Genomic DNA, 23,263 nt, shown 5'->3' with positions numbered 1-23,263 from the left:
GCAATTTTTATACAGTCACGATGACTGGTTGAAACGGAATACGGGCAGCAGATACGGTGTCGTCCGCGCGATAATCGCTTCATACTGCGCAGGTTCCAGGGTACGCCATAAACGCTGATACCAGACGTCGGCCCCTTCGCCGCTCACCACCATGTTGCCTTCGTAAGCCTGTAAAAACTTGCTGCGCGCTTTCTGCAGCGAGTCTTCGTCTTCTAAGATGGCATCATTTTCGGCATCGTAACAGGCTTTTATCCATGCGCCGCCGCTCTCCGGCAGGAACAGCAACGGCTGACACATCCCCTCACGATAACCTGCAATCAGCTGTGACAGATAGGCTTTGGCCTCCTCGGCCGCCAGCGGCGGGAAGCACCACTCCCCGTCTTTGCGCAGCAGCAGGCGGCTTTCGCCCGTACCACCACTTGCACAGTAGACAAGGTGTTCCAGCCAAAGTTGCATCCCCTGTGAAACGCTGAGCAGCGAAGGCCGCCATCGCAGCAGGCCATTTTCCTGAACCTGCGGCAGCCAGCCGGTGATATTCACCCCGTCGCAGTCGAGATCGATCTCCATACTCTGCCCGCTACGACGATACTCAATCACCCGGCTCGCCAGCGCGCTCATCTCCTGGTGCTGCGCTTCCCAGGCAATCTCACCGAACGGGCCGTAAGGCAGTTCACCGGCGGCACGATAGCGGCGGTACATCATGCTGGCATCCTGTTGCTCTATCAGAGAATTCAGCAGCTGCTGGTTGAGCTGGTAGCGCGTCAGCCCTTCCAGGGTGAACGGCTCGGTATCGGGAATATCGCTCTCTTCATTACGGAAATTAACCTGCAGGCGCATCTGGAAAAAGGCGCGCACCGGGTGCGCCCAGAAGCGCTGAAGTTGTTCGAGCGGCAGCGTGGTCAATGCGAGTGGTTCCAGCGGCTGGATAAAGTCGGAATGCGCTTCGCCCTGCTGGCTTGCCGCCGCCAGCCACTCCTGGGCATAGCTTTGCTGCTCACCGGCTTTGTAGTTGTCGGCATCAAACGGCATGCGCGGGTGCAGATGCATCACGTGACGCTTCACGCGCTGCTCGCTTTCGTCACAGTTGAGCGCTTCATCGCCCTCCAGGCAGTGGCTCTGGCCGATATAGTCCATCAGTTCCTGTACCAGCACCGACGGGTAGCGTTCGCTGTTATCCTGAATGGAACGGCCGATATAGCTGATATAGAGCGCTTTCTCCGCCGACATCATTGCTTCAAGGAACAGATAGCGGTCATCGTCGCGACGGCTTCGGTCGCCACGTACCGGTTTCTGGCTCATCAGGTCAAAGCCGAGCGGCGCCAATGCGCGTGGGTAAATACCGTCGTTCATGCCCAGCAGGCACACCACTTTGAACGGGATGGAGCGCATTGGCATCAGGGTACAAATGTTAATTGGGCCTGCCAGGAAGCGCTGGCTGATGCGTTCCTGATCGAGGCGCTGCGCCAGTTCGTCACGCAGCAGCGTCAGCGGCACCTCACCGGCGTACTGCGACTGCACGCCCTGGGCGATAATCGCCTGCCACTGCTGCTCAATCAGCGCCAGAGCGGCTTCGGTGTCCTGATCCGGCAGGAAGAAGTCGTTCAGCATCTCACGGCATACCGGCAGCCATTCCTCCAGCGAACGCGCCTGCGTTAGCACCTGCCGCCAGCGATTAAGCTGCATCAGCAGCGAGGCCAGATGCCCCACCAGTTCGGCAATCAGGCCGCTAGACTCGTCATACGGCAGCACCTCCTGCCATTCGCCCTGCTCGCTTTCCATCGCGTAGCCCAGCAGCATACGCGTGAGGCCAAAGCGCCAGGTATGCTGCCCGGTAGCCGGCAGGTCCATTTCGCGGACGTTATCGTCGTCCATACCCCAGCGTACGCCGGATTCGCTAACCCACTGACGCAGATGAAGCAGGCCCGCCTCATCAATGTTGAACCGCGCCGCCAGTACAGGCACATCCAGCAGCGCCAGCACGTCTTCGCAGGTATTGCGGCTATCAGGGAGTGACAACAGAGTGATAAACGCCTGCATCGCCGGGTGAGCCTGACGGGCGCGACGGTCCGAAATAGCGTACGGCAGATAGCGTTCACCGGTGGCGCTGCCAAACACGGCCTGAATGAACGGACTGTAACTGTCGATATCCGCCACCATGACGATAATGTCGCGCGGCGTCAGCGTCGGGTCGGCCTCCAGCATCGCCAGCAGGCGGTCATGCAGCACTTCAACTTCGCGCTGCGGGCTATGGCAAACGTGGACGGTGAGGCTGCGGTCATCTCGCGCCAGCGGGCGCTTATTGCCGCTGTGGGCAAACTCTTCGGCGGTACGCCCGGCAACGGCGGCGTTTTTCAGCTCCAGTACGTCGTACTGAAGGTTGTGTAATAGGTTGTCGGGTTCGATATCGACAAACGCATCTAGATCCTCAAAACGCTCAAGTTCCGCCAGCAGATAAACATAATCACGCCCTAGCTTGCCCCAGGAGGCTAACATCGGGTTACCGACGTCCTGTTCGCCATCGTCGTTAAACAACCCTGGCGCGTGGCTGGCATCCTGGAACAGCGGTAGTTCACGCTGTTCACGGTAGTGGCGACGCTGGCGCGCCATTAACCGCGCCAGGAACGCCGGGTCTTTAATATCGCCCCAGTAGTAGCGGCACGGGTTGGTGAACAGCACGTAGATATCGACGTGTTTGCCCAGCGCCTGTAGCGCGTGCAGGTAAACTGGCGGCAACGCGGAGATACCACAGATAAAGACGCGTGCCGGCAGGCCTGCGGGCGGCTCGTTGCTCTTTTCCAGGGTGTCGATAAAACGCTGATAGAGGTTGGCACGATGCCACAGCGGCTGACCCAGCGCGGCGGTATGCTCCACCAGCGCTTTCCACAGCGGTGCTTGCCATACCTGCGCCTCGCCCACGCCGTCGACTAACCGTCCTGCTTCCCACTCCGTCAGCCATTGGGGGCGGTACACCAGGTATTGGTCATAGAGGTCAGCGACGCGGGAGGCCAGCTGGAACAGCTTGCGCTTGTCGGCATCGTCAGTCAGATAGTGGCGCAGCGGCGTAAAGGCTTCATCATCCAGCATGCCCGGCAGCAGGGTCATCAGCTTCCAGCTCATGCTCTGTTTGTTAAAGGCGCTCTCGCCGGGGATTTCGGGCAGGACGCGGGTGAACATGTCCCAGATAAAGCTCGCGGGCAGCGGGAAGTCGATATTCGCGGCAATGCCAAAGCGCTGGGACAGCGTCATCTGCAGCCACTGCGCCATCCCGGTACTTTGTACGAGGATCATTTCAGGCTCGAAAGGGTCCGCCAGGCGGTCCTGCTCAACGATGAACTCCATCAATGCTTCCAGCACGTCCAGACGGTTGGAGTGGTAGACCCTTAACATATTCGCTCCTGACTACTGACTGACCGGGCAATGCAGGCGGGACATGCGCCCCTGCTTACCCATTGGGGTGGTAATAGTAGCATTGATGCTGACACAACGTTGTGACGATGTCTGTCCCCGCTGACTCGCCCAGCCCACAGGCAGTACCAGTGCCTGCTGCTGCGTTTGCCCCCAGGCATAGCGCCACATCTGCCGGTACTGATTAAGCTCAAGACTGCTGGTTGCCAGCACGCGATAATAGCCGCCGAGCGCCGTGACAACGCTGACCATCAGGAACATCGCCAGCACCACTTCCGGCAAGCTAAAGCCTCGCATTTTCAGGGAATCTGGCATCGCGTCGCCTCCTTTAATGGGCAAAAATCGCTCCAGCCATGCGCGGAAAACCGAATATTTCCCGCCGCCCAACTTCCCGATTGCCAGAGCATGAACGCCTCGTTTTTGGCCACCAGAAGCAGCGTGCCGTCATCAAAGAGCCGCAGGCAAACCCGCGTTATGCCTCCATACACCAGGCATTGCGCTCCGGCCTCTGCCATCCAGTTCTGGCCTTTTCCCCACTGCAACGCCGTATGTACCTCCGCGGTACGCTGAAGCGCCCGACTTTCTGCACTGACGCTCGCAGTCTGCTGCCGCAGTGCCTGGTTCAGCCCTTGCAGCATCAGGCTGCCGGTAACCAGCAGCATCAGCACCATCGCCAGCGACGACACCCCGCGCTGGCGATTCACAGGTTGTACCCCGTCACCCCATACTGCGCGCTGGCGGCAACTCCGCCCGTCGCCGTGGCCGATAAGCTAATCAACAGTTCCGGCGGAAACCCGCTGATGGTCTGACGCGATACCTGAAAAGCTGTAACGGTCGCCGTCGCCGGGTCGGTCATCTTATCCCAGCCGCTGCCGCTACAGGCTTTCGCCCCACGCAGCGTCTCCAGCACGCCGGAATTCAGGCGAAAGCCAATGCTATCGGCGTTCTCCGTCGGCGACGTTTCCCAGATACCGTTGCTGTTGCCATCCCAGCGGGCGATAACACACTGCCCCTGATCCGCGATGTGCAGCGCTTCTCCCTGGCAGCTTTCGCCACTACAGTAGCCCGCGCGCTGAAGATGCTTTGCCACCGTATAGACGCTCTGCCAGAGATCATCCTCCAGCGTTTGCTGGCGCATTTGCAGGAATATTCCCCGCTGCAGCGCGGGCTGGAAGCGAGAAGCCCCCAGCAGCAACACGCTGCTAATCGCCATCGCAATGAGCACTTCCAGTAGCGAAAACCCGCGCATCAGCATGTTCCCCCTTCGCATAGCCGCACTCGTCCTCCGTTTGAGATAACCACCGTCCAGCTACCCGCGTCACTAATCAGCGTCACGTTGCCCGCCCACGCAGTATTGCGCAGGCCAAAAAAAGCCAGATTGGGCGTGATATGACTAATGCTCACCTCCGTCCACATCGGGCGAAATACGGCGGGATTACCCGTTGGGCAGCCTGCCAGAACCGCCTCATCGGCCACCACGCACCAGCCGCTTTCGTGGCGGTGTAGTCGGAAGAGACGATCGCGGTTATGCCAGTTGGCATCGCTGCGCATCGCCATCAGGTAGCCGCGCAGTTCGCTGGCGGTTTGCCATAGCCGCTGCGACTGCTGCCAGCGGTGCCAGCCGTACAGGCCCGTTGCGCTGAGGATAAGTACCAGCGTCAGTGCTACCAGGGTTTCAATGAGGGTATAGCCCCGTTCTCTGTTCATGGCGGGCAGTATGCCGCGCGGGAAATCAGGTCACGAGAGCGATATTTGGATTTTACGAGCCTCCTTCAGCGGAATTTTCACGCTTACTAACATGCCCCTCGAAAAATGGATATCGCCGCGCAAAACGGCGACTGATACGCAAAATACGTTCCTTTCGCTTATCCATACATGCCGCGAATGGTCAATCTGCTTAATGCAAAAGCTGTGATAACTCGCACACAAATCCCAGCTATCGCCCAATTCTTGGCGAAATTTCACGCAAATCTATTGGCATCTGCATAAAACACATTAACGCCGTTTACGTGATAATAATTTTGCTAAGTCTTACCTCTACGAAAACACCCGGAATAAAAATGAAAATAGAAAAAATTGAAATCATCCGGCTCGCCATTCCTTTCGATTCCGGCAGGGAAAAGAATGGCCCGGAGCAACAGGATTATAATGCGGCCTCATCAAGGGTGACGAAGATGGAAACCCTGCTCGTTGCCGTCTATAGCGATACGGGGCTCTGCGGCTGGGGTGAAGCGTTCGGCCATCTGATTAACCCCGTCACCTTTACCGCGCTGGAAAGCGCCGTTGCCCCCTTCTTCATCAACCGGCACGTTGATTCCATTACGGGAATAGCAGCGCTAATGAAAGAAGCTGAGCAGGCCTTCCACGGTTTCGGACGCACTGGCCCCGTGCGCTATGCGCTGTCGGCTATCGATATTGCGCTGTGGGATCTGTTCGGCAAGCAGGAACAAAAACCGCTGTGGCAGATACTTGGCGGCAGCCGCAACCACATTGGGCTTTACCCTAGTCTGGTGAGCTATGACAACAAACCGGAGGCAGTCGCCCGTCAGGTCTCTCAGGTTTTCGCCCGGGGCTATCGCGAAATTAAGCTCCATGAAACAACTCGTGAAGCGGTTGCCGCCGCGCGTGAAGCGGTAGGAAACCAGGCTGAGATCATGGTTGATGTGAACTGTCCGTGGAGCGCCGAAGAGGCTTTCCGCCAGGCAGAATCATGGGCAGGGCTGAACCTGAAATGGCTGGAAGAACCTGTCTGGCCGCCGGAAGATACCGATGCGCTGACGTATGTCCGCACGGCGGGCATCCCGCTTTCTGCCGGGGAAAACGCCGCCGGAGATGGCGACCTTTATCATCTGATGGCTTCCGGCGCCGTCGATATTATCCAGCCAAGCGTCACCAAAGTGGGCGGTATTACCGCCATGCTGCGAGTGTTTGAACAGGCGAAACGCTACCCGGTAACGGTGATTCCACACTGCTTCTACTACGGCGCGGGCATGATGGCGGCCGCGCAGCTTGTGGCGCTGCTGCCCGAAACGACCCGTCTGGAGGTGCCCTGGTTACAGTGGACGCCACAGCTTCATCCCTTCCTGAATTTCCAGCCTGAGATGGTGCTGCCGGATGCGCCGGGTATTGGTTTTACGCCGGATGCCCAGGTGCTGAAAGATTACCGTATTGGCTTCGCCGTTTGCTCCACCGCGAAAGGAGAACATCATGTTTAAAAATCGCTATCGCGTGATTGTCGCCCTGCTGCTGTTCTTTGCCGGTATGCTGAACTATATGGACCGGGCCGCACTGTCGGTCATGGCGCCGCTGGTCAAAGCAGACCTGCATATTAACGATGCACAGCTTGGTTTTTTATTCAGCTGCTTCTTCGTCGGCTACTGCCTGTTCTGCTTTATCGGCGGCTGGGGGGCTGATAAATTTGGTCCGCGTAAGGTTTACGCCTGGGCGGCCACCATCTGGTCTATTTTCTGCGGTATCACTGCGCTGGTCACTGGTTTCTGGCAGCTGCTGATTGCCCGTGTGCTGTTCGGTATTGGCGAAGGGCCAATGGGCACCACCACCAATAAATCGATTTCTAACTGGTTCCCACGTAAAGAAATTGGCCGGGCAGTTGGTTTCACTAATGCCGGACAACCGCTGGGAGCCGCCATTGCTGCACCGGTAGTTGGATTAGTCGGGTTAGCATTTGGCTGGCGGGTGGCGTTTGTGGTCATCGCCCTGATGGGTATTCTGTGGGTTTGCGCCTGGCTGTGGCTGTTCCGCGATAAGCCTGAAATGCACCCTTCAGTCAGCCCGGAAGAGGCGCTGCTTATTAGCAGTCAGCGTCCTGCTACCACCGTGGTAACTGGAACCAACGTACAGTCGGAACACACCTTCTGGCATTATATCCTCTCGCCTGCGGTACTGGGTGTGGCGGCGGCGTTCTTCTGCTTTAACTACATTCAGTACTTTTTCCTCTCCTGGCTGCCGAGCTACCTGACCGACTTCCAGCATCTTGATATTAAGAGCATGAGCATCATCGGTGTTCTGCCGTGGCTCGGCGCGACGCTTGGCTTCCTCGGCGGCGGGATGGTCTGCGATGCGCTGTATCGTAAGAGCGGGAATTTCCTGCTCTCTCGTAAGCTGGTGATTTTTATCGGGCTGGCCGTGGCTGCGGTTGCCGTGCTGGCCACCGCATATACCCAGAGTCTGTTTAGCGCGGTGGCCTGCATTACCGTTGCCACTGTTTTCGCCTATATGACACCGCAGGCCTGTTGGTCTCTGCTGCAGGATATTGTTCCAGCCGACCGCATTGGCACTACAGGTGGCTTCGTGCACTTACTGGCAAACCTGGCGGGGATTATGTCTCCGGCGATTACCGGTCTGCTGATTCAGTACGGCGGTGGGTATCATTCGGCCTTTATTCTGGCGAGTGTGCTGGCGGTGGTGGGGATTGTGGCACTGGTTGCGCTGGTGCGTCAGCCGCGACGTGAAGCGTTAACAACAGCCTAATCCGTCACGTTAACGTAAAAAAAAACGGCGCAGAGTGCGCCGTTTTTTATTGGGGCGCGATTAAATCGCCACTGGCGCTTTGATACCCAGGTGCGGGTCGTAGCCTTCGATTTCGAAGTCATCAAAGCGGTAGTCGAAGATAGACTCCGGCTTACGTTTAATCACCAGCTTTGGCAGCGCGCGCGGTTCGCGGGTCAGTTGCAGGGCGGTCTGTTCCATGTGGTTGCTATACAGGTGGGTATCCCCGCCGGTCCAGACAAAGTCACCCACTTCCAGGTCGCACTGCTGCGCCATCATATGCACCAGCAGCGCATAGCTGGCGATGTTGAACGGCAGGCCGAGGAACACGTCGCAGGAGCGCTGATAGAGCTGACACGAGAGCTTGCCGTCAGCCACGTAGAACTGGAAGAACGCATGGCACGGCGCCAGCGCCATCTTGTCCAGTTCACCGACGTTCCACGCGGAAACGATAATACGGCGCGAGTCCGGATCGTTTTTCAGCTGGTTCATCACGGTGGTGATCTGGTCAATATGGCGGCCGTCAGGCGTAGGCCAGGCGCGCCACTGTTTGCCGTAAACCGGGCCCAGATTGCCGTTCTCATCGGCCCATTCATCCCAGATGCTGACGTTGTTTTCGTGCAGATAGGCAACGTTGGTGTCGCCCTGCAGGAACCACAGCAGTTCGTGGATGATAGAACGCAAATGGCAGCGCTTGGTCGTCACCAGCGGGAAACCTTCTTGCAGGTTAAAGCGCATCTGGTGGCCGAAAATGGAGACGGTGCCGGTACCGGTACGGTCGTTTTTCTGGGTGCCCTCATCGAGCACCTTCTGCATCAGTTCAAGATACTGTTTCATGCTTCCTCAGGAGATCTGTTGCTGCGGACGGCGAAACGCCCAGACCATCATAATGATACCCGCAAGCACCATCGGAATCGAAAGAATCTGCCCCATGCTGATGTACTGCACCCACTCGCCGGTGAACTGCGCGTCCGGCTGGCGGAAGAATTCAGAAATGATACGGAACAGACCGTAGCCAATCAGGAACAGGCCGGAGACCGAGCCCGCCGGGCGTGGTTTACGGATAAAGAAGTTCAGGATCAGGAACAGCACCACGCCTTCCAGCGCCAGTTCATACAGCTGGGACGCATGGCGCGGCAGCGAGCCGTAGGTATCAAACAGCGTTTGCCATTCCGGGTGAGACGGCAGCAGCGCCAGGTCTTCCGCACGGGAACCTGGGAACAACATGGTGTAGTGGAAGCTCGGGTCGACGCGGCCCCACAGTTCGCCGTTGATAAAGTTCCCCAGACGACCGCAGCCCAGACCGAACGGGATCAGCGGCGCGATGAAGTCAGAGACCTGGAAGAAGGTACGCTTGGTGCGTTTGGCGAAGATAATCATCACCACGATCACGCCAATCAGGCCACCGTGGAAGGACATCCCACCGTCCCAGACGCGGAACAGATAGAGCGGGTCCTGCAGGAAGGAGTCAAAGTTGTAGAACATCACGTAGCCGATGCGCCCGCCGAGGAAAACCCCGAGGAAGCCCGCATACAGCAGGTTTTCCACTTCGTTTTTGGTCCAGCCGCTGTTTGGGCGGTTCGCACGACGCGTCGCCAGCCACATAGCGAAGATAAAGCCCACAAGGTACATCATGCCGTACCAATGCAGGGAAACCGGTCCGATGGAGAAAATTACCGGATCAAAGTCCGGGAAACGCAGATAACCACTATTCATCTGTCACCACAAATGCTTGTTATTCCGCCGAAAGTGGACAGCGGTAGAGTCGCGCGCCGGAAGCTTCAGGCGCTCCAAAGGTGCGAATGATAGCACAGGGGAGATGAGAGATGATGCGGAGAAGATGTAAAAGATATGTATAAGCTGGCGTAGCCCGGCGAGGCGTTAAGCCGACCCCGGGGCAGCATGGTGCCAATCCCGGCGTCGCATACGCTCGGCCGGGCTACCAGGAAGAAGGCCTACAGGCCGCCGCGAATCAGGCCGCCGAGGCCACGACGTTCCATAAAGGCCGCCACCTGATGGCGCACTTCAGTCGCCATCTGCGCCTCAAGACTGCGGCGCGCCAGAGTTTCGGCATCTTCGAGATCGATATTGCGCAGCAGATACTTCACGCGCGGCACCGAGCGGCCGTTCATCGACAGATGACGGAAGCCGAGGCCCACCAGAATGGTGACGCACATTGGGTCGCCCGCCATTTCGCCGCACAGGCGTAAATCAATGCCGTAGCGCTCCGCTTCCTGGACAATCATCGACAGCACCCGAATCATGCCAGGGTGCAGGCTGTCATACATGCTGGCAACGCGCGTGTTGTTGCGGTCAACCGCCAGCACGTACTGAGTCAGGTCGTTGGTGCCCACCGAGATGAAATCGACGCGGTTTGCCAGATTCGGCAGCATAAAGATCATCGACGGCACTTCCAGCATGATCCCGATACGCGGTTTAGGGATCGCATAGCCGATCATCTCTTCCACTTCGCGTCCGGCACGGTCGATCAGGCGGCGGGCTTCGTCCACTTCTTCAAGATTGGTGATCATCGGCAGCAGAATGCTTAGATTGCCGGTTGCCGCATTGGCGCGCAGCATCGCACGAACCTGGATCAGGAAGATCTCTGGCTGATCGAGCGTGATGCGGATCCCACGCCAGCCAAGGCATGGGTTCTCTTCGCTGATCGGCATGTACGGCAGCTGTTTATCCGCGCCAACGTCAAGCGTACGCAGCGTCACCGGCTTGTCGTTGAACATCTGCAACATGCCCTGATACTGCGCCACCTGCTCTTCCTCCGACGGGAAGCCGCTTTGCAGCATAAACGGAATTTCGGTGCGATAGAGGCCAATGCCGTCGATGCGACGCCCCAGCTTCTGCTCATGTTCCGGGCTAAGGCCAGCATTGAGCATCACCTTCACGCGCTCGCCGCTTTTCAGCTCTGCCGGGCGTTCAACGTCCCCTTCCGCCAGGCGGCTAAGTTCGTTCTCTTCGCTAATAAGGCGCTGGTATTCCTGCACCAGGATCGGTTCGGGATCGACCAGCAGTTCGCCGCGATAGCCATCCACCACCAGCGTGCGCCCATGAAGGATCGCCGGCTGAATGTCTGCCCCCATCACCGTTGGAATGCCCAGCGCGCGTACCATGATTGCCGCGTGGGAGTTGGCCGCACCGTCGCGAACGACCACGCCCGCTAAACGATCCTGTGGCACTTCCGCAAGCGTCGCGGCAGAAAGTTCGTCAGCCACCAGCACAAACCGCGCGGGCCAGCCGTTTGCGCCCTGCGTGGTGTCATCGAGGTGGAACAGCAGACGCTGCCCGAGCGTACGCAGATCGCCCGCCCGTTCTTTCAGATAGCCGTCGCTCAGGGCGGCAAACTGTTCGGCGAACTTCTCGATAATTTTTTTCACCGCCCATTCGGCGACCGAGCCTTTATCGACTTCCGCGAACAGTTCGCGGCGCAGGCTGGCGTCAGAGAGCAGGTGTGAATAGAGGTCGAAAATCGCCGCCGTCTCTTTTTGCGCCCCGGCGGCATAGCGTTTGCTGTAGCGACGAAACTCATTCGCCGCCTCTTCCAGCGCCGCAGTTAAGCGCTCGCGCTCAAGGGCGGTATCCAGCGATGAGGCTTCGTAAACCTGCTCCATCAGCGGCAGGGTGGCGTCCATCCAGCCTTCGGCAATCGCCACGCCCGGCGAAGCGGGCAGCGCGCGGATGCGCGTCTGGCGGTACTGACCAAACAGCGCCGTCAGCTGAGATTGAGAGAGGATCGCCGCCATCTGGGTAGCGAGCGTCACCAGGAATGACTCTTCGCTTTCGTCGAACTGACGCAGCTCGCGCTGCTGCACCACCAGCACGCCTAGCAGCTGGCGGCGCTGAATAATCGGCACGCCGAGAAAAGCGCGGAAGCGCTCTTCTTTTACAGAGGGGATGTATTTGTAGCTGGGGTGTTTTTGCGCGTCGGCAAGGTTGATGGGTTCAGCCAGTCGGCCAACCAGGCCAACGATGCCTTCATCAAAGGCGAGCGTGATGGTACGACCGCGTGGCTTCTTCAGCCCGCGGGTCGCCATCAGGTAAAAGCAGCGTCGATCGTTGTCGGCGAGATAGACCGAGCAAACCTCTGTCTCCATCGCCTGGCAGACATCGGTAACCAGAATATCCAGCGCCTCGTTCAGACGAGGCGCACTCGCGACCTTCTCAACAATTTCGCGTAGACGCGTGAGCATAATGTGCGTGGCTTAACCTCTTTTGCGTCGATAAGCAGGCGCGCTTTGTGGCTTTGGCGCGCTCTCCGCAAGCGCCATCACTACACTGGCGAACTCTTTCATTACCCGGCGGTAGACGTCGCGTTTAAACGAGACGACCTGACGCACCGGATACCAGTAACTCACCCAGCGCCAGCCATCGAACTCCGGCGTGCTGCTGGTCTGCATATTGATATCCGCGTCATTGCCGATCAACTGCAAGAGAAACCACTTTTGTTTCTGGCCGATACACACCGGCTTAGTGTCCCAACGCACCAAACGTTTTGGCAACTTGTAACGCAACCAGTTTCGGGTCGAAGCGAGGATCCGCACATCCTTGCGGCTTAATCCAACTTCTTCGAACAGTTCCCGATACATCGCCTGTTCTGCCGTCTCACCGGGGTTTATGCCCCCTTGGGGAAATTGCCAGGAGTGCTGACCATAGCGTCGGGCCCACATTACCTGACCCTGACGATTGCAAATTACAATACCAACGTTCGGGCGGTAGCCATCGTCATCAATCACCGGACTACCTCAAAATAAGCTTCAATGTGAACGATTGTTTCACACTCGCTGGAAACGGTAAACCACTCTATTACGCCTCTACCAACGAATAACATTTGAATAACTCACAGTAATCATCAGAGTTATAAACAGAGAACCGCTCGGGTCAGCGATTTTATTCACTTTTTCTGTGGATAGAGTTGTGAAGAAGTACGGAATTACCCAGGGAAAACCCAGAGTACTCTGAATAATCGCATGCCGACCACGCTCAGTAAAATGATATTTTTCATTATGTTATTATAGTTAATCTTGATGTATTAGCGCATAACGTGACGATCATCACATGGGCGATCCTTCAATTGATGAAAGATCGAACAACGTTGGTTTTATCCACAGATTGTGCAAACATCTTAGGCATCTTTTGTGCGAAAATTCGATTTTCGTCGCACGTCAAGGCTGTAAATTGAAACAGTAGTCAGGCTTTTCCCCAGTTATCCCACTTTTCTGTGGATAACATGGTGTAAGATCCTGTTCATTGTCAGTGACCAGATTTGGAAAACCTTTTTTCAGCGGATTTTTTTATGTAATTTCTGCGTAAAAAAACGATGATAATCATCACCTTGGTTTATTTACTCAGAAAAAGTTAAACTCTATCCACACCCGGTAAAACTGTCGTTCATTTTTTCACCAAAAGGCGCATTGTTATGTCCACCCTCGCACCGCTTCCCGAATCGCCTAAAACCCAGGCTGAGCTGCTTGCTCAGGCGCAGCGTTTGGCGGGCTATTCGTTGGGAGAGCTGGCGGCGATGGCCGGTATCGTGGCGCCGAAGGATTTAAAGCGTGATAAAGGCTGGATTGGCGTACTGCTGGAGATCTGGCTAGGAGCCAGCGCCGGCAGCAAGCCCGAGCAGGATTTTGCTGCGTTGGGGGTGGAGCTGAAAACCATTCCTATCGATGCGCAGGGCCGCCCGCTGGAGACCACCTTCGTCTGCGTCGCGCCGCTGACCGGCAATTCAGGCGTCACCTGGGAGAACAGCCACGTGCGCCACAAGCTCAAACGCGTGCTGTGGATCCCAGTCGAAGGCGATCGTGCTATTCCGCTGGCCGAACGTCGGGTAGGCGCACCGCTGCTATGGACGCCAAGCGCCGAAGAAGAGCATCAGCTGCAGATGGACTGGGAAGAGCTGATGGATCTGATCGTACTCGGCCAGGTGGAGCGAATTACCGCCCGCCACGGCGAGGTGCTCCAGCTCAGGCCGAAGGCGGCCAACAGTAAAGCGCTGACCGAAGCTATCGGCGCGCAGGGGGAGCCCATCATGACGCTGCCGCGCGGTTTTTATCTCAAAAAGAACTTCACCGCCGCCCTGCTGGCCCGCCATTTTATGTTACGTACTGATTAATTTTTTTGTCCTGCCGCGCTGCGGGCTTATACTCCTCCCTGCTGCACGCAACGTGCTCGCTGGTACGCCTTTGCTCCGTCTCTGAGCGATAGCATTCGTTTCAAAGGATGAGCCGGTGCCAGCGGCGGTTGCGGGGAAGCACATCAACGTACATCGATTAACGCTTTTGTTCTATTTGGCAGGACTTATCTAATGTTATTTGCATGGATCACCGATCCCAATGCCTGGCTTGCGCTCGGCACGCTGACGATTCTGGAAATCGTCCTGGGCATCGACAATATTATTTTCCTCTCTCTGGTTGTGGCTAAGCTTCCTACTGCTCAACGTGCTCATGCCCGTCGTCTGGGGTTGATGGGGGCGATGGTGATGCGTCTGGCGCTGCTGGCCTCCATTGCCTGGGTGGTGAAGTTGACCCAGCCGCTGTTTACGCTGTTCGGCCAGGACATTTCGATTCGCGATCTGATTTTACTGGTTGGCGGGCTGTTCCTTATCTGGAAAGCCAGTATGGAGATCCACGAGACTATCGAAGGCGATGAAGAGAGCATGAAAACGAACGTCCATTCGTTTTTGGGCGCCATCGTGCAGATTATGATGCTGGATATCATCTTCAGCCTCGACTCGGTTATTACCGCCGTGGGCCTCTCTGACCATCTGTTCATTATGATGGCTGCCGTGGTGATTGCCGTGTGTGTGATGATGTTTGCCGCACGTTCAATTGGCGAGTTCGTCGAACGCCATCCATCGGTGAAGATGCTGGCGCTGTCGTTCCTGATTCTGGTTGGCTTTACGCTGATCCTCGAGAGCTTCGATGTGCATGTGCCAAAAGGCTACATTTACTTTGCGATGTTCTTCTCTATGGCGGTCGAGAGCCTCAATCTGCTGCGAAGCAAGAAAAATCCCCTTTAATCGTTCATCAACAGCCCTCAATTGAGGGCTGCATCCGGTTTTTTTAAGATTTTCCTGCTTTATGCTGTGCCTTAGGTCGGTTATTACTAGACTATTAAGAGTGCGGCGATGAAGGGGATAACGATGACAAAATGGGCAGTGTTGATTTCCGCAGTAGGTTTAGCTTTTGCAGTTTCCGGCTGTAGCAGCGATTACGTGATGGCGACAAAAGACGGTCGGATGATCCTGACCGACGGTAAGCCGGAAGTCGATGACGACACCGGGCTTATCAGCTATGAAGATCAGCAAGGTAATAAAATGCAGATCAACCGCGACGACGTGTCGCAAATTATCAAACGATAATCAGAGAGGTCAGCCGCCTGCTGGCCTTTTTTCATTTTCTGCTTTCCCTTTTTCTCCCCCTCTGCCATTTTTATATTCCTTTGTCGGGACTCTCTCCTGACGCTGTTGATAAAAGGAAGCCGGCTTATGCAGTACCACCGTATCCCCCACAGCTCGCTTGAGATAAGCACCCTCGGGCTGGGCACTATGACGTTTGGTGAACAAAATAGCGAAGCCGACGCCCACGCACAGCTCGATTATGCCGTTAGTCAGGGCATCAATCTTATCGATGTTGCCGAGATGTACCCCGTTCCTCCGCGCCCGGAAACCCAAGGGCTGACCGAGACCTATGTCGGTAACTGGCTGGCGAAGCATGGCAACCGCGAGAAACTGGTGATCGCCTCGAAGGTGAGCGGCCCTTCGCGCAACAACGACAGCGGCATTCGCCCAAATCAGGCGCTGGACCGCAAAAACATTCGCGATGCGCTGCACAACTCGCTGACGCGCCTGCAGACCGATTATCTCGATCTCTACCAGGTGCACTGGCCGCAGCGCCCGACTAACTGCTTTGGCAAACTGGGCTATACCTGGGCTGATTCAGCACCGGTCGTGTCGCTGCTGGAGACGCTGGAAGCGCTCACCGAATATCAGCGCGCCGGGAAAATTCGCTATATTGGCGTGTCGAACGAAACGGCGTTTGGCGTGATGCGCTACCTGCATCTGGCGGATAAACACGACCTGCCGCGCATCGTGACCATCCAGAACCCGTACAGCCTGGTGAACCGCAGCTACGAAGTGGCGCTGGCAGAAGTAAGCCAGTTTGAAGGCGTTGAGCTACTGGCTTACTCCTGTCTGGCCTTCGGAACGCTCACCGGTAAATACCTGAACGGCGCGAAGCCTGCGGGCGCACGTAATACGCTGTTCAGCCGGTTCACGCGCTACAGCGGCGAGCAGACGCAGAAAGCCGTGGCGGCGTACGTCGATATCGCCAAACGTCATAACCTCGACCCGGCACAAATGGCGCTGGCGTTCGTTCGCCGTCAGCCATTCGTGGCCAGCACGCTGTTAGGCGCGACGACGATGGAGCAGTTGAAAACCAACGTTGAAAGTCTGCATCTGGAGCTAAGCGCAGAAGTGTTGGCGGAGATTGAAGCGGTGCATCAGGTTTATACCTACCCGGCACCTTAAGTTCGAGCAGTCCCAGGGCGCTTGCGCTCGCCCGGGCTACATTGATAGTGGTAGCCCGGCCAAGCGTCAGCGCCGCCGGGTTTACATCAACGGCGCTTACCCCACAGCCACAGCGCGAGAATCGCCAGCGCAAACAACACGCCAAAACCAATCCCCACGCCGACCACCGGAATATTAACCGCCACCGCCAATGAATAGAGCCCCAGCATAATCAGCATGGCGCTGTTTTCACCGAGATTTTGTACCGCGATCGCATTGCCGGAACCCACGGTCTTTTTACCGCGATCCTGCAGCAGCGCATTGAGCGGCACCACGAAGAAACCGCCGCAGATACCGATGATAAACAGCAGCACGTAAGCTGGCAGCAGCGCATGCTGGAACGCGAAAATAGCGACAACCACGCCAATCAACACCCCGGCAGGCATACAGCGTGCCACGGTCTCAAGCGTCACCAGTTTTGCCGCCGCCCCCGCGCCAACCACAATCCCGACGGCGACCATCGCGTTCAGATAGGTTGGCGTCGCGTTATCGGTAATCCCCAATGCCACCGGTACCCACAGTACCAACAGGAAACGCAGCGTCACCCCAGCGCCCCAGAACATGCTGGTGCCTAGCAGGGAAAAGCGCGTTTCGCCGTTGTGCCACAGCACGTTGCAGGCATTAAAAAAGCTGTGGGTCATTGGACGAAAACGCCAGGATTGGCCCGGACGCGCTGCAGGTAATTTCGGAATAAAAAGGTTGGCCGCCACCGCGACGCCGTACACCACCGCACAAAGCACCAGCGCCCCTACCACGCTCCAGTCGGCCACTACGCCACCGGCGACGGAGCCAATCAGAATGGCGGCAATGGTCGAGGCTTCCATTAAACCGTTGGCTTTCACCAGCTTATCGCCGGTAGTAATTTCACCGAGAATGCCGTACTTCGCCGGAGAGTAAGATGCCGCGCCAATGCCCACCAGCGTATAGCCGATAAACGGGTTCAGGCCCGCGCAAATCGTCGCCGCACCGACAAGCTTCAGGCCGTTGGCGAACATCATCACTCGGCCTTTGCCGAAGCTGTCCGCCACCTGGCCGACAAACGGGGCAAAAATGATGTAAGCGCCCACAAACACCATCTGCAGAACCGGCTGGCTCCACTCCGGGTAGAACTGCTGCTTCATCAACGCCAGCACGGCAAACAGCAGCGCGTTATCGCCGAACGCCGAAAAGAACTGGGCCACAATCACTGCCATCATACCTTTCGACAGCAGGGAGTTGTTAGTGTGTACTGACTCACTCATTCGGATGTTCCGTCTCTGCGACCATGCTCTTAAGGGTGACGAAATCCGGTTTACCGCTGCCAAGCAGCGGCAGCTGTTTGAGCCAGCGAATATCTCGCGGCACCGCCAGCTCCGGTACGCCGTGGGCCCGCGCATACTGCAGCAGTTTGTCGCGGGTGAGTTCATTATCGGTGGTAAACAGCACCAGCGCCTCGCCTTTGCTGGCGTCGGTTTTCACCGAGGTGGCATGCATCTTCTCAGGCGATACCCCAAGCGCCAGTTGCTCGACTATCTCCAGCGATACCATTTCGCCGGCAATTTTGGCAAAACGCTTCGCTCGTCCCTGAATTTGTACAAAGCCCTGCGCATCAAAGGCCACGATATCACCGGTGTCATACCAGCCGGTTTCCAGCTCGCCGTGTTGGTTTTCCGCCGTCGGCACTTCCAGCACGCCCGGATTCTCAACGCGCAGATAGCCCGCCATGATGTTCGGCCCCTTCAGCTGCAGGCGGCCGCCCTGTTCAATGCCCGGCACCTCCAGCAAACGTGCATCCATGCCCGGCAGAATACGCCCCACCGTACCCGGCTTCGCCGCCATCGGTACGTTGATGGAGACCACCGGCGCACATTCGGTCACACCGTAACCTTCGAGAATGCGCAGGCCAAATTTGTCCTGCCACAGTTCTTTGGTGCTCTGCTGCAGCTTTTCCGCCCCCGCCACGACATAGCGTAGACGATAGAAATCGTACGGGTTGGCGAAGCGCGCGTAGTTGGCTAAGAAGGTGGAGGTTCCAAACAGCACGGTGCAGTTGCGGTCATAGACCAGCTCCGGCACCACGCGATAGTGCAGCGGGCTTGGGTAGAGGAACACTTCTGCGCCGGTCAACAGCGGTGTGAATAGCCCCACCGTCAGGCCAAAAGAGTGGAACAGCGGCAGCGCCGACATAAATCGGTCGTTGGCGGTGAAGTCAGCGATGGTTTTAATCTGCTCCACGTTAGCCAGGATACTTTTGTGGCTGTGCACCACCCCTTTCGGATGGCCTTCCGAACCGGAGGTAAAGAGGATAATCGCCGGGTCTTCCGGCTTCTGCGGCACCTGTGCGAGGCGCGGCATCAGCACGCGGGAGAAGATCCACAGCTTATCGGTAGTCGTGACATCACCTTTTAAATCTTCAAGGAACACCCAGCGCACCTGGGTGAGCTGCTCGGTCAGATGCCAGAGTTTGCCTTTATCCAGGAAGGTTCGAGAGGTAAAGATGGTGCCGATCTGTGCGGCGGTAATGGCGCTGGTCAGCCCTTTTACGCCGGCGGTGTAGTTCATCATTGCCGGGATACGCCCACGGGCAATGGCACCAAAAATCACCGCCGCGCTGATGCCCGCGTTAGGCAGCATCAGGCCAATTTTCTCACCCTGCTTACTGTATTTTTCCAGAATACGCGCCACAAACAGCGTTTTGGTCAACAGCTTGCGGTAGCTATCCGGCTGGAAGTTAATGTCTTCCACGCACGGTTTTTTCTCGCCGTAGCGGTGCATGGCCGTCAGTAAAGATTCATACAGGGTTTCGCGCGGTCGTACCGCCATGCGCGCTTCCATCATAATCTGGTGCAGCATTTCACCGGCAATTTTACGGCGATCGCGCGCGCGCGGCGCTTCCGGCATCGGCAGCGTGGTTGGCGGCAGCAGATGCAGCGAGATACGCGGGAACAGACGCTGCTTTACCAGCCCTTTCAGGCGGCTGAAGTGGGTCAACTCCGCGCCTTCAATGCGCACCGGAATAATCGTCGCCCCAGACTTGGCCGCCACAAAGGCCGCGCCGTCGTAAATCTTCATCAACGAGCCGGATACCGAAATACGCCCTTCCGGGAAGATCACTACCGGGCGGCCCTGTTCAATCAGGCGCACCAGGTGCTTGATTGACATCGGTTTGGTGGGATCTAACGGGACGAAATCGATAATGGGCGTCAGCCACCGCATAAACCATTTTTGGGAAATTGAGGTATAGACGGCAAAAACCGGACGAACGGGGAGAAACAGCGCCAATAATATGCCGTCGAGGAATGAGACGTGGTTCGGGGTAATCAGCACCTTCGGCTGGTTCAGCGCGTCGGTGTTCCCCGTCATCCTGACCCGAAAGAGCACCTTAAATAGCTGTCGGAAAAAACGCAGAAGCATACCAACTCCTTTTGCCATAGTTTTGTTCATGAAGGTTACACGAGAAAACTGAGGAAAAGCAGTCCGGGAAGGAAACAGGCAAAAAAAAACCTGCGCATCTGCGCAGGTCGGTGTAAGTGATGAGTACGCAAAGCGCACAATAAAACATTCACCAATCAATACCTCTGGGACCGCTATTGTCGCGCCCTCCCCACTCTGCAACCAGCGGAAAAGCGCAAGAGAGTAAGCGGAAATGAAACGAGGTATTGCGATTGTCGGGAACTGTAACAGGCAGGCTCAAGGCAAAAAAAAACCTGCGCATCTGCGCAGGTTGGTGTAATCAAGTGGTCAACCTTGTGGGGCGACTTCACCTATCAATACCTCTGGGATAATCAGATTAGCAAGTCGCCTAACGCCTTCTCCAGCAGACATTCGCAACAGCGTTTCGCAAAGTGTAAGCAAACGTTTGAATTCTCGCGTTTCGTTGCAGGGCGGGAGTAACTTTTCCACAGAATGTCACGTTTGCATCATCATTGTGCAATTCGCCGTTCCGCCCTCCTTGAATAGCAGGGGAATTTCCGTAACACTGTTATGGTGTAAGCGTTTACCCCCTGAATTTTGATTAAGGCATATTATGGCGACAATTAAAGATGTGGCCCGGCTTGCAGGCGTCTCCGTCGCCACCGTATCCCGTGTCATCAATAACTCCCCAAAAGCCAGCGATGCCTCACGTCAGGCCGTTTTTTCCGCGATGGAGTCACTCAGCTATCACCCTAACGCCAACGCCCGCGCGCTGGCGCAGCAGTCGACCGAAACCGTCGGCCTGGTGGTCGGCGATGTCTCCGACCCGTTCTTCGGCGCGATGGTAAAAGCCGTGGAGCAGGTGGCCTACAACACCGGCAATTTTTTGCTGATCGGTAACGGTTACCACAATGAAACCAAAGAGCGTCAGGCGATTGAGCAGCTTATTCGCCACCGCTGTGCGGCGTTGGTCGTGCATGCCAAGCTGATTCCCGACGCCGAACTGGCGGGGCTAATGAAGCAGATCCCCGGCATGGTGTTAATAAACCGCATTCTGCCCGGCTTTGAGAAGCGCTGCGTGGCGCTGGACGACCGCTACGGTGCCTGGCTTGCCACCCGCCATCTGATTCAGCAGGGCCATACTCGTATCGGCTATATTTGCTCGAACCATACGATTTCGGATGCAGAAGATCGTCTGCAGGGCTACTACGATGCTCTGAAAGAGAGCGGCCTGCCGTGCAATGAGCGGCTGGTCACCTTCGCCGAGCCGGACGAGAGCGGCGGCGAACAGGCGATGACCGAACTGTTAGGCCGCGGTAAGCAGTTTACCGCCGTCGCCTGCTACAACGATTCAATGGCTGCAGGCGCGATGGGCGTGCTCAACGATAACGGTATCGATGTGCCGCAGGAGATTTCGCTGATTGGTTTTGATGATGTGCTGGTTTCCCGCTACGTGCGTCCGCGTCTGACCACCATCCGCTACCCGATTGTCACCATGGCAACCCAGGCGGCGGAGCTAGCGCTGGCGCTGGCGGATAACCGCCCTCTGCCGGATATTACCCACCTATTCAGCCCGACGCTGGTGCGCCGTCATTCGGTGATTGCACCGGGTGAAGAGGTAAGGTCGTAGCGATATAAATGCACGGTGGTGTCCGGATAGTCCAGCGCATCACCGATGTACCGCCAGCCAAAGCGTTCATAAAAATCCCGGCAGGCGGAATAGAGGAAAAGCTGGTCAAAGCCCTGCTGACGGGCGTAGTCGATGACATACTGCTGAAGTTTCCCCGCCAGCCCACAGCCACGCGCCGATTCATCTACGTACAGCGCCGCCATCCACGGCCAGAGATCCTGGCGGCTTATCAGGTCGCATCGCCACAGCCCGACCGTGCCGAGCAGCGTCTCCCCTTCGGTCGCGATAAACGTTATCGGCAGCGCGGCGGGCGTCTGGCTATGCGCAATAATGCTGGCAAAAAAGTCGCGAGATAGCCCATCACCAAATGCCTCCCAGAGCCAGTCGGTAACCTGTAGGGCATGCTGCGGCGCAGCGTAGAGCGGTTGAATATTCATATCACTGTCTCGTTGTCGGCCATCAGGCATCGTCGATTATGGATTATTCGCTTATGCAAGGTGGATATTCTACCCGGCAGCGCTAAAAAGCGTGATCCCGGTGGTTATTTGCCGCTTTCATAGAGCTTATGCCGCTGAATGTCTGTGATAAACTGCGGAACAAAATGAAGTCTCAGGAAATAATAATGGCAACAATGCTGGATGTCTCAATACGTGCTGGGGTCTCAAAAGCAACGGTTTCTCGCGTGCTGAATGGTACGGGCCAGGTGAAAGAGAGCACGCGTCAGCAGGTTTTCAAAGCAATGGAAGAGTTAGGCTATCGCCCCAACTTCCTGGCGCGATCGCTGGCTAACCGCACCAGCAACAGCATTGGCCTTGTGGTTTCCACCTTCGACGGCTTCTACTTTGGTCGACTGCTTCAGCAGGCGTCACGCCAGACGGAAGCCTGGGGCAAGCAGCTGATTGTCACCGACGGTCACGATACCCCGGAGCGCGAAGAACAGGCGGTGCAGATGCTCGCCGACCGTCAGTGCGACGCCATCGTGCTGTATACCCGTCATATGAGCGAAAAGGCGATCATGTCGCTGGTCAACAGCACGCCGATGCCGCTGGTCGTCATCAACCGTGACGTCAGCCAGGCGCGCGAACGCTGCGTCTTCTTCGAACAGCAGGATGCCGCGTTTCAGGCCGTCGAATACCTGATTACCCAGGGTCACCGCGATATCGCCTGTATTACCGTTCCTATCCACACGCCAACCGGTAAAGCGCGTTTGCAGGGTTATCGCCGGGCGCTGGAGCAAAACGGTATCAAGTGGGACCCGGCAAAGGTGAAGCACGGTGATTCCACCATGAACTGCGGCTATGACATGTGCAATGCGCTGCTGGAGGAGAAGGTGAAGTTCAGCGCGCTGTTCGCCTGTAACGACGATATGGCGCTCGGTGCGTCAAAAGCGCTGCATCAGGCGGGGCTTAAGATCCCGCAGGATATTTCACTATTCGGTTTCGATGATGCGCCTAGCGCCAAATGGCTGGAGCCGGGGCTCTCTACCGTTTACTTGCCGATCGATAATATGATCGTTACCGCTATCGATCAGGCGATTAAGCTGGCAAGCGGGGAAGAGATCGAAACGATCCCGCCGTTTACCGGTACGCTGGTATTGCGTGATTCGGTGACGACGGGGCCGTATTACAAATAGTGCCAGTCCCGGGGTCGTTTCTGTACGACCGGATACATAGGTAACACTTCAGACCGGGAACATAGGTAACACTTTCCTAGTCTATCCGGATAATACTACGGCTTTTCCGGTCATA

Annotated in this window: 20 protein-coding genes and 1 pseudogene; 9 read left to right on the top strand and 12 right to left on the bottom strand. The window is 56.8% G+C overall.

Features of this window, described 5'->3' with window-relative positions; translation table 11 throughout:
* Positions 1–15: 15 nt before the first annotated feature.
* Genes recC through HII27_RS11065 form a run of 5 tightly spaced genes read right to left on the bottom strand, consistent with a single transcriptional unit; the run spans position 16 to position 5,112 of the window.
* Positions 16–3,387 (bottom strand): exodeoxyribonuclease V subunit gamma, encoded by a 3,372-nt coding sequence (gene recC, locus HII27_RS11085; protein ID WP_185667957.1) that lies wholly within the window; start codon positions 3,385–3,387, stop codon positions 16–18.
* Positions 3,388–3,399: 12 nt separating this feature from the next.
* Positions 3,400–3,720, bottom strand: a complete 321-nt coding sequence (locus tag HII27_RS11080) for a prepilin-type N-terminal cleavage/methylation domain-containing protein (protein WP_185667956.1) — start codon at positions 3,718–3,720, stop codon at positions 3,400–3,402.
* Positions 3,705–4,109 (bottom strand): DUF2509 family protein, encoded by a 405-nt coding sequence (locus HII27_RS11075; RefSeq protein WP_185667955.1) that lies wholly within the window; start codon positions 4,107–4,109, stop codon positions 3,705–3,707. The genes HII27_RS11080 and HII27_RS11075 overlap by 16 nt, the downstream gene beginning before the upstream one ends.
* A complete protein-coding gene (locus HII27_RS11070; RefSeq protein WP_223883202.1) occupies positions 4,106–4,675 on the bottom strand; it encodes a prepilin peptidase-dependent protein in 570 nt (189 codons plus the stop codon). The genes HII27_RS11075 and HII27_RS11070 overlap by 4 nt, the downstream gene beginning before the upstream one ends.
* The gene (locus HII27_RS11065) at positions 4,654–5,112 is read right to left on the bottom strand and encodes a prepilin peptidase-dependent protein (RefSeq protein ID WP_185667954.1); all 459 of its coding nucleotides are present in this window, start codon (positions 5,110–5,112) and stop codon (positions 4,654–4,656) included. The genes HII27_RS11070 and HII27_RS11065 overlap by 22 nt, the downstream gene beginning before the upstream one ends.
* Before the next feature lie 353 nt (positions 5,113–5,465).
* On the opposite strand from HII27_RS11065, the gene HII27_RS11060 reads away from it, so the two are divergent.
* On the top strand, positions 5,466–6,620 hold the full coding sequence (locus HII27_RS11060) for a mandelate racemase/muconate lactonizing enzyme family protein (RefSeq protein WP_185667953.1): 1,155 nt from the start codon (positions 5,466–5,468) through the stop codon (positions 6,618–6,620).
* Entirely contained in the window at positions 6,613–7,896 is a 1,284-nt protein-coding gene (locus HII27_RS11055) for an MFS transporter (protein ID WP_185667952.1), read from the top strand. The genes HII27_RS11060 and HII27_RS11055 overlap by 8 nt, the downstream gene beginning before the upstream one ends.
* Before the next feature lie 60 nt (positions 7,897–7,956).
* On the opposite strand, the gene thyA is transcribed toward HII27_RS11055, so the two are convergent.
* The 4 genes from thyA to rppH form a co-directional block, all read right to left on the bottom strand.
* The gene (gene thyA, locus HII27_RS11050; RefSeq protein WP_185667951.1) at positions 7,957–8,751 is read right to left on the bottom strand and encodes a thymidylate synthase; all 795 of its coding nucleotides are present in this window, start codon (positions 8,749–8,751) and stop codon (positions 7,957–7,959) included.
* A gap of 6 nt (positions 8,752–8,757) precedes the next feature.
* The gene (gene lgt, locus HII27_RS11045) at positions 8,758–9,630 is read right to left on the bottom strand and encodes a prolipoprotein diacylglyceryl transferase (protein WP_185667950.1); all 873 of its coding nucleotides are present in this window, start codon (positions 9,628–9,630) and stop codon (positions 8,758–8,760) included.
* Between the two features lie 239 nt (positions 9,631–9,869).
* Complete coding sequence (ptsP, locus tag HII27_RS11040; RefSeq protein WP_185667949.1) at positions 9,870–12,116, bottom strand: phosphoenolpyruvate--protein phosphotransferase; 2,247 nt, start codon at positions 12,114–12,116, stop codon at positions 9,870–9,872.
* A gap of 12 nt (positions 12,117–12,128) precedes the next feature.
* Entirely contained in the window at positions 12,129–12,659 is a 531-nt protein-coding gene (rppH, locus tag HII27_RS11035; RefSeq protein ID WP_035893962.1) for an RNA pyrophosphohydrolase, read from the bottom strand.
* A gap of 441 nt (positions 12,660–13,100) precedes the next feature.
* On the opposite strand from rppH, the pseudogene HII27_RS27440 reads away from it, so the two are divergent.
* The 5 genes and pseudogenes from HII27_RS27440 to HII27_RS11015 all read left to right on the top strand — a co-directional run.
* A pseudogene (locus tag HII27_RS27440) lies at positions 13,101–13,211 on the top strand (hypothetical protein); the annotation flags it as partial.
* A gap of 131 nt (positions 13,212–13,342) precedes the next feature.
* Positions 13,343–14,038, top strand: a complete 696-nt coding sequence (gene mutH, locus HII27_RS11030; RefSeq protein ID WP_185667948.1) for a DNA mismatch repair endonuclease MutH — start codon at positions 13,343–13,345, stop codon at positions 14,036–14,038.
* 192 nt (positions 14,039–14,230) lie between these two features.
* Positions 14,231–14,944: a TerC family protein gene (locus HII27_RS11025; protein WP_185667947.1), complete on the top strand. Its 714-nt coding sequence runs from the start codon at positions 14,231–14,233 to the stop codon at positions 14,942–14,944.
* 123 nt (positions 14,945–15,067) lie between these two features.
* Entirely contained in the window at positions 15,068–15,286 is a 219-nt protein-coding gene (locus HII27_RS11020) for a YgdI/YgdR family lipoprotein (protein ID WP_035893968.1), read from the top strand.
* Positions 15,287–15,412: 126 nt separating this feature from the next.
* On the top strand, positions 15,413–16,453 hold the full coding sequence (locus HII27_RS11015) for an NADP(H)-dependent aldo-keto reductase (protein WP_185667946.1): 1,041 nt from the start codon (positions 15,413–15,415) through the stop codon (positions 16,451–16,453).
* Positions 16,454–16,539: 86 nt separating this feature from the next.
* On the opposite strand, the gene lplT is transcribed toward HII27_RS11015, so the two are convergent.
* Positions 16,540–17,733: a lysophospholipid transporter LplT gene (gene lplT / locus HII27_RS11010; protein ID WP_185667945.1), complete on the bottom strand. Its 1,194-nt coding sequence runs from the start codon at positions 17,731–17,733 to the stop codon at positions 16,540–16,542.
* Positions 17,726–19,885: a bifunctional acyl-ACP--phospholipid O-acyltransferase/long-chain-fatty-acid--ACP ligase gene (gene aas, locus HII27_RS11005; protein WP_185667944.1), complete on the bottom strand. Its 2,160-nt coding sequence runs from the start codon at positions 19,883–19,885 to the stop codon at positions 17,726–17,728. The genes lplT and aas overlap by 8 nt, the downstream gene beginning before the upstream one ends.
* Positions 19,886–20,498: 613 nt before the next feature.
* Here aas and galR point away from each other — a divergent pair.
* The gene (galR, locus tag HII27_RS11000; RefSeq protein WP_185667943.1) at positions 20,499–21,515 is read left to right on the top strand and encodes an HTH-type transcriptional regulator GalR; all 1,017 of its coding nucleotides are present in this window, start codon (positions 20,499–20,501) and stop codon (positions 21,513–21,515) included.
* Here the strand turns inward: galR and HII27_RS10995 are convergent.
* Positions 21,476–21,952, bottom strand: coding sequence for a GNAT family N-acetyltransferase (locus tag HII27_RS10995; RefSeq protein WP_185667942.1), 477 nt, complete (start codon positions 21,950–21,952; stop codon positions 21,476–21,478). The two genes, galR and HII27_RS10995, sit on opposite strands and share 40 nt — an antisense overlap.
* 194 nt (positions 21,953–22,146) lie before the next feature.
* Here HII27_RS10995 and HII27_RS10990 point away from each other — a divergent pair, with 194 nt between their 5' ends.
* On the top strand, positions 22,147–23,148 hold the full coding sequence (locus HII27_RS10990; RefSeq protein WP_185668074.1) for a LacI family DNA-binding transcriptional regulator: 1,002 nt from the start codon (positions 22,147–22,149) through the stop codon (positions 23,146–23,148).
* The last annotated feature ends 115 nt before the right edge of the window (positions 23,149–23,263 follow it).

The sequence above is a fragment of the Kluyvera sichuanensis genome (assembly GCF_014218705.1).
GTDB classification, from domain to species: Bacteria; Pseudomonadota; Gammaproteobacteria; order Enterobacterales; family Enterobacteriaceae; genus Kluyvera; species Kluyvera sichuanensis.
The sequence above is the reverse complement of the archived record's forward strand: the minus strand, read 5'-3'. Positions and strand labels throughout refer to the sequence as shown.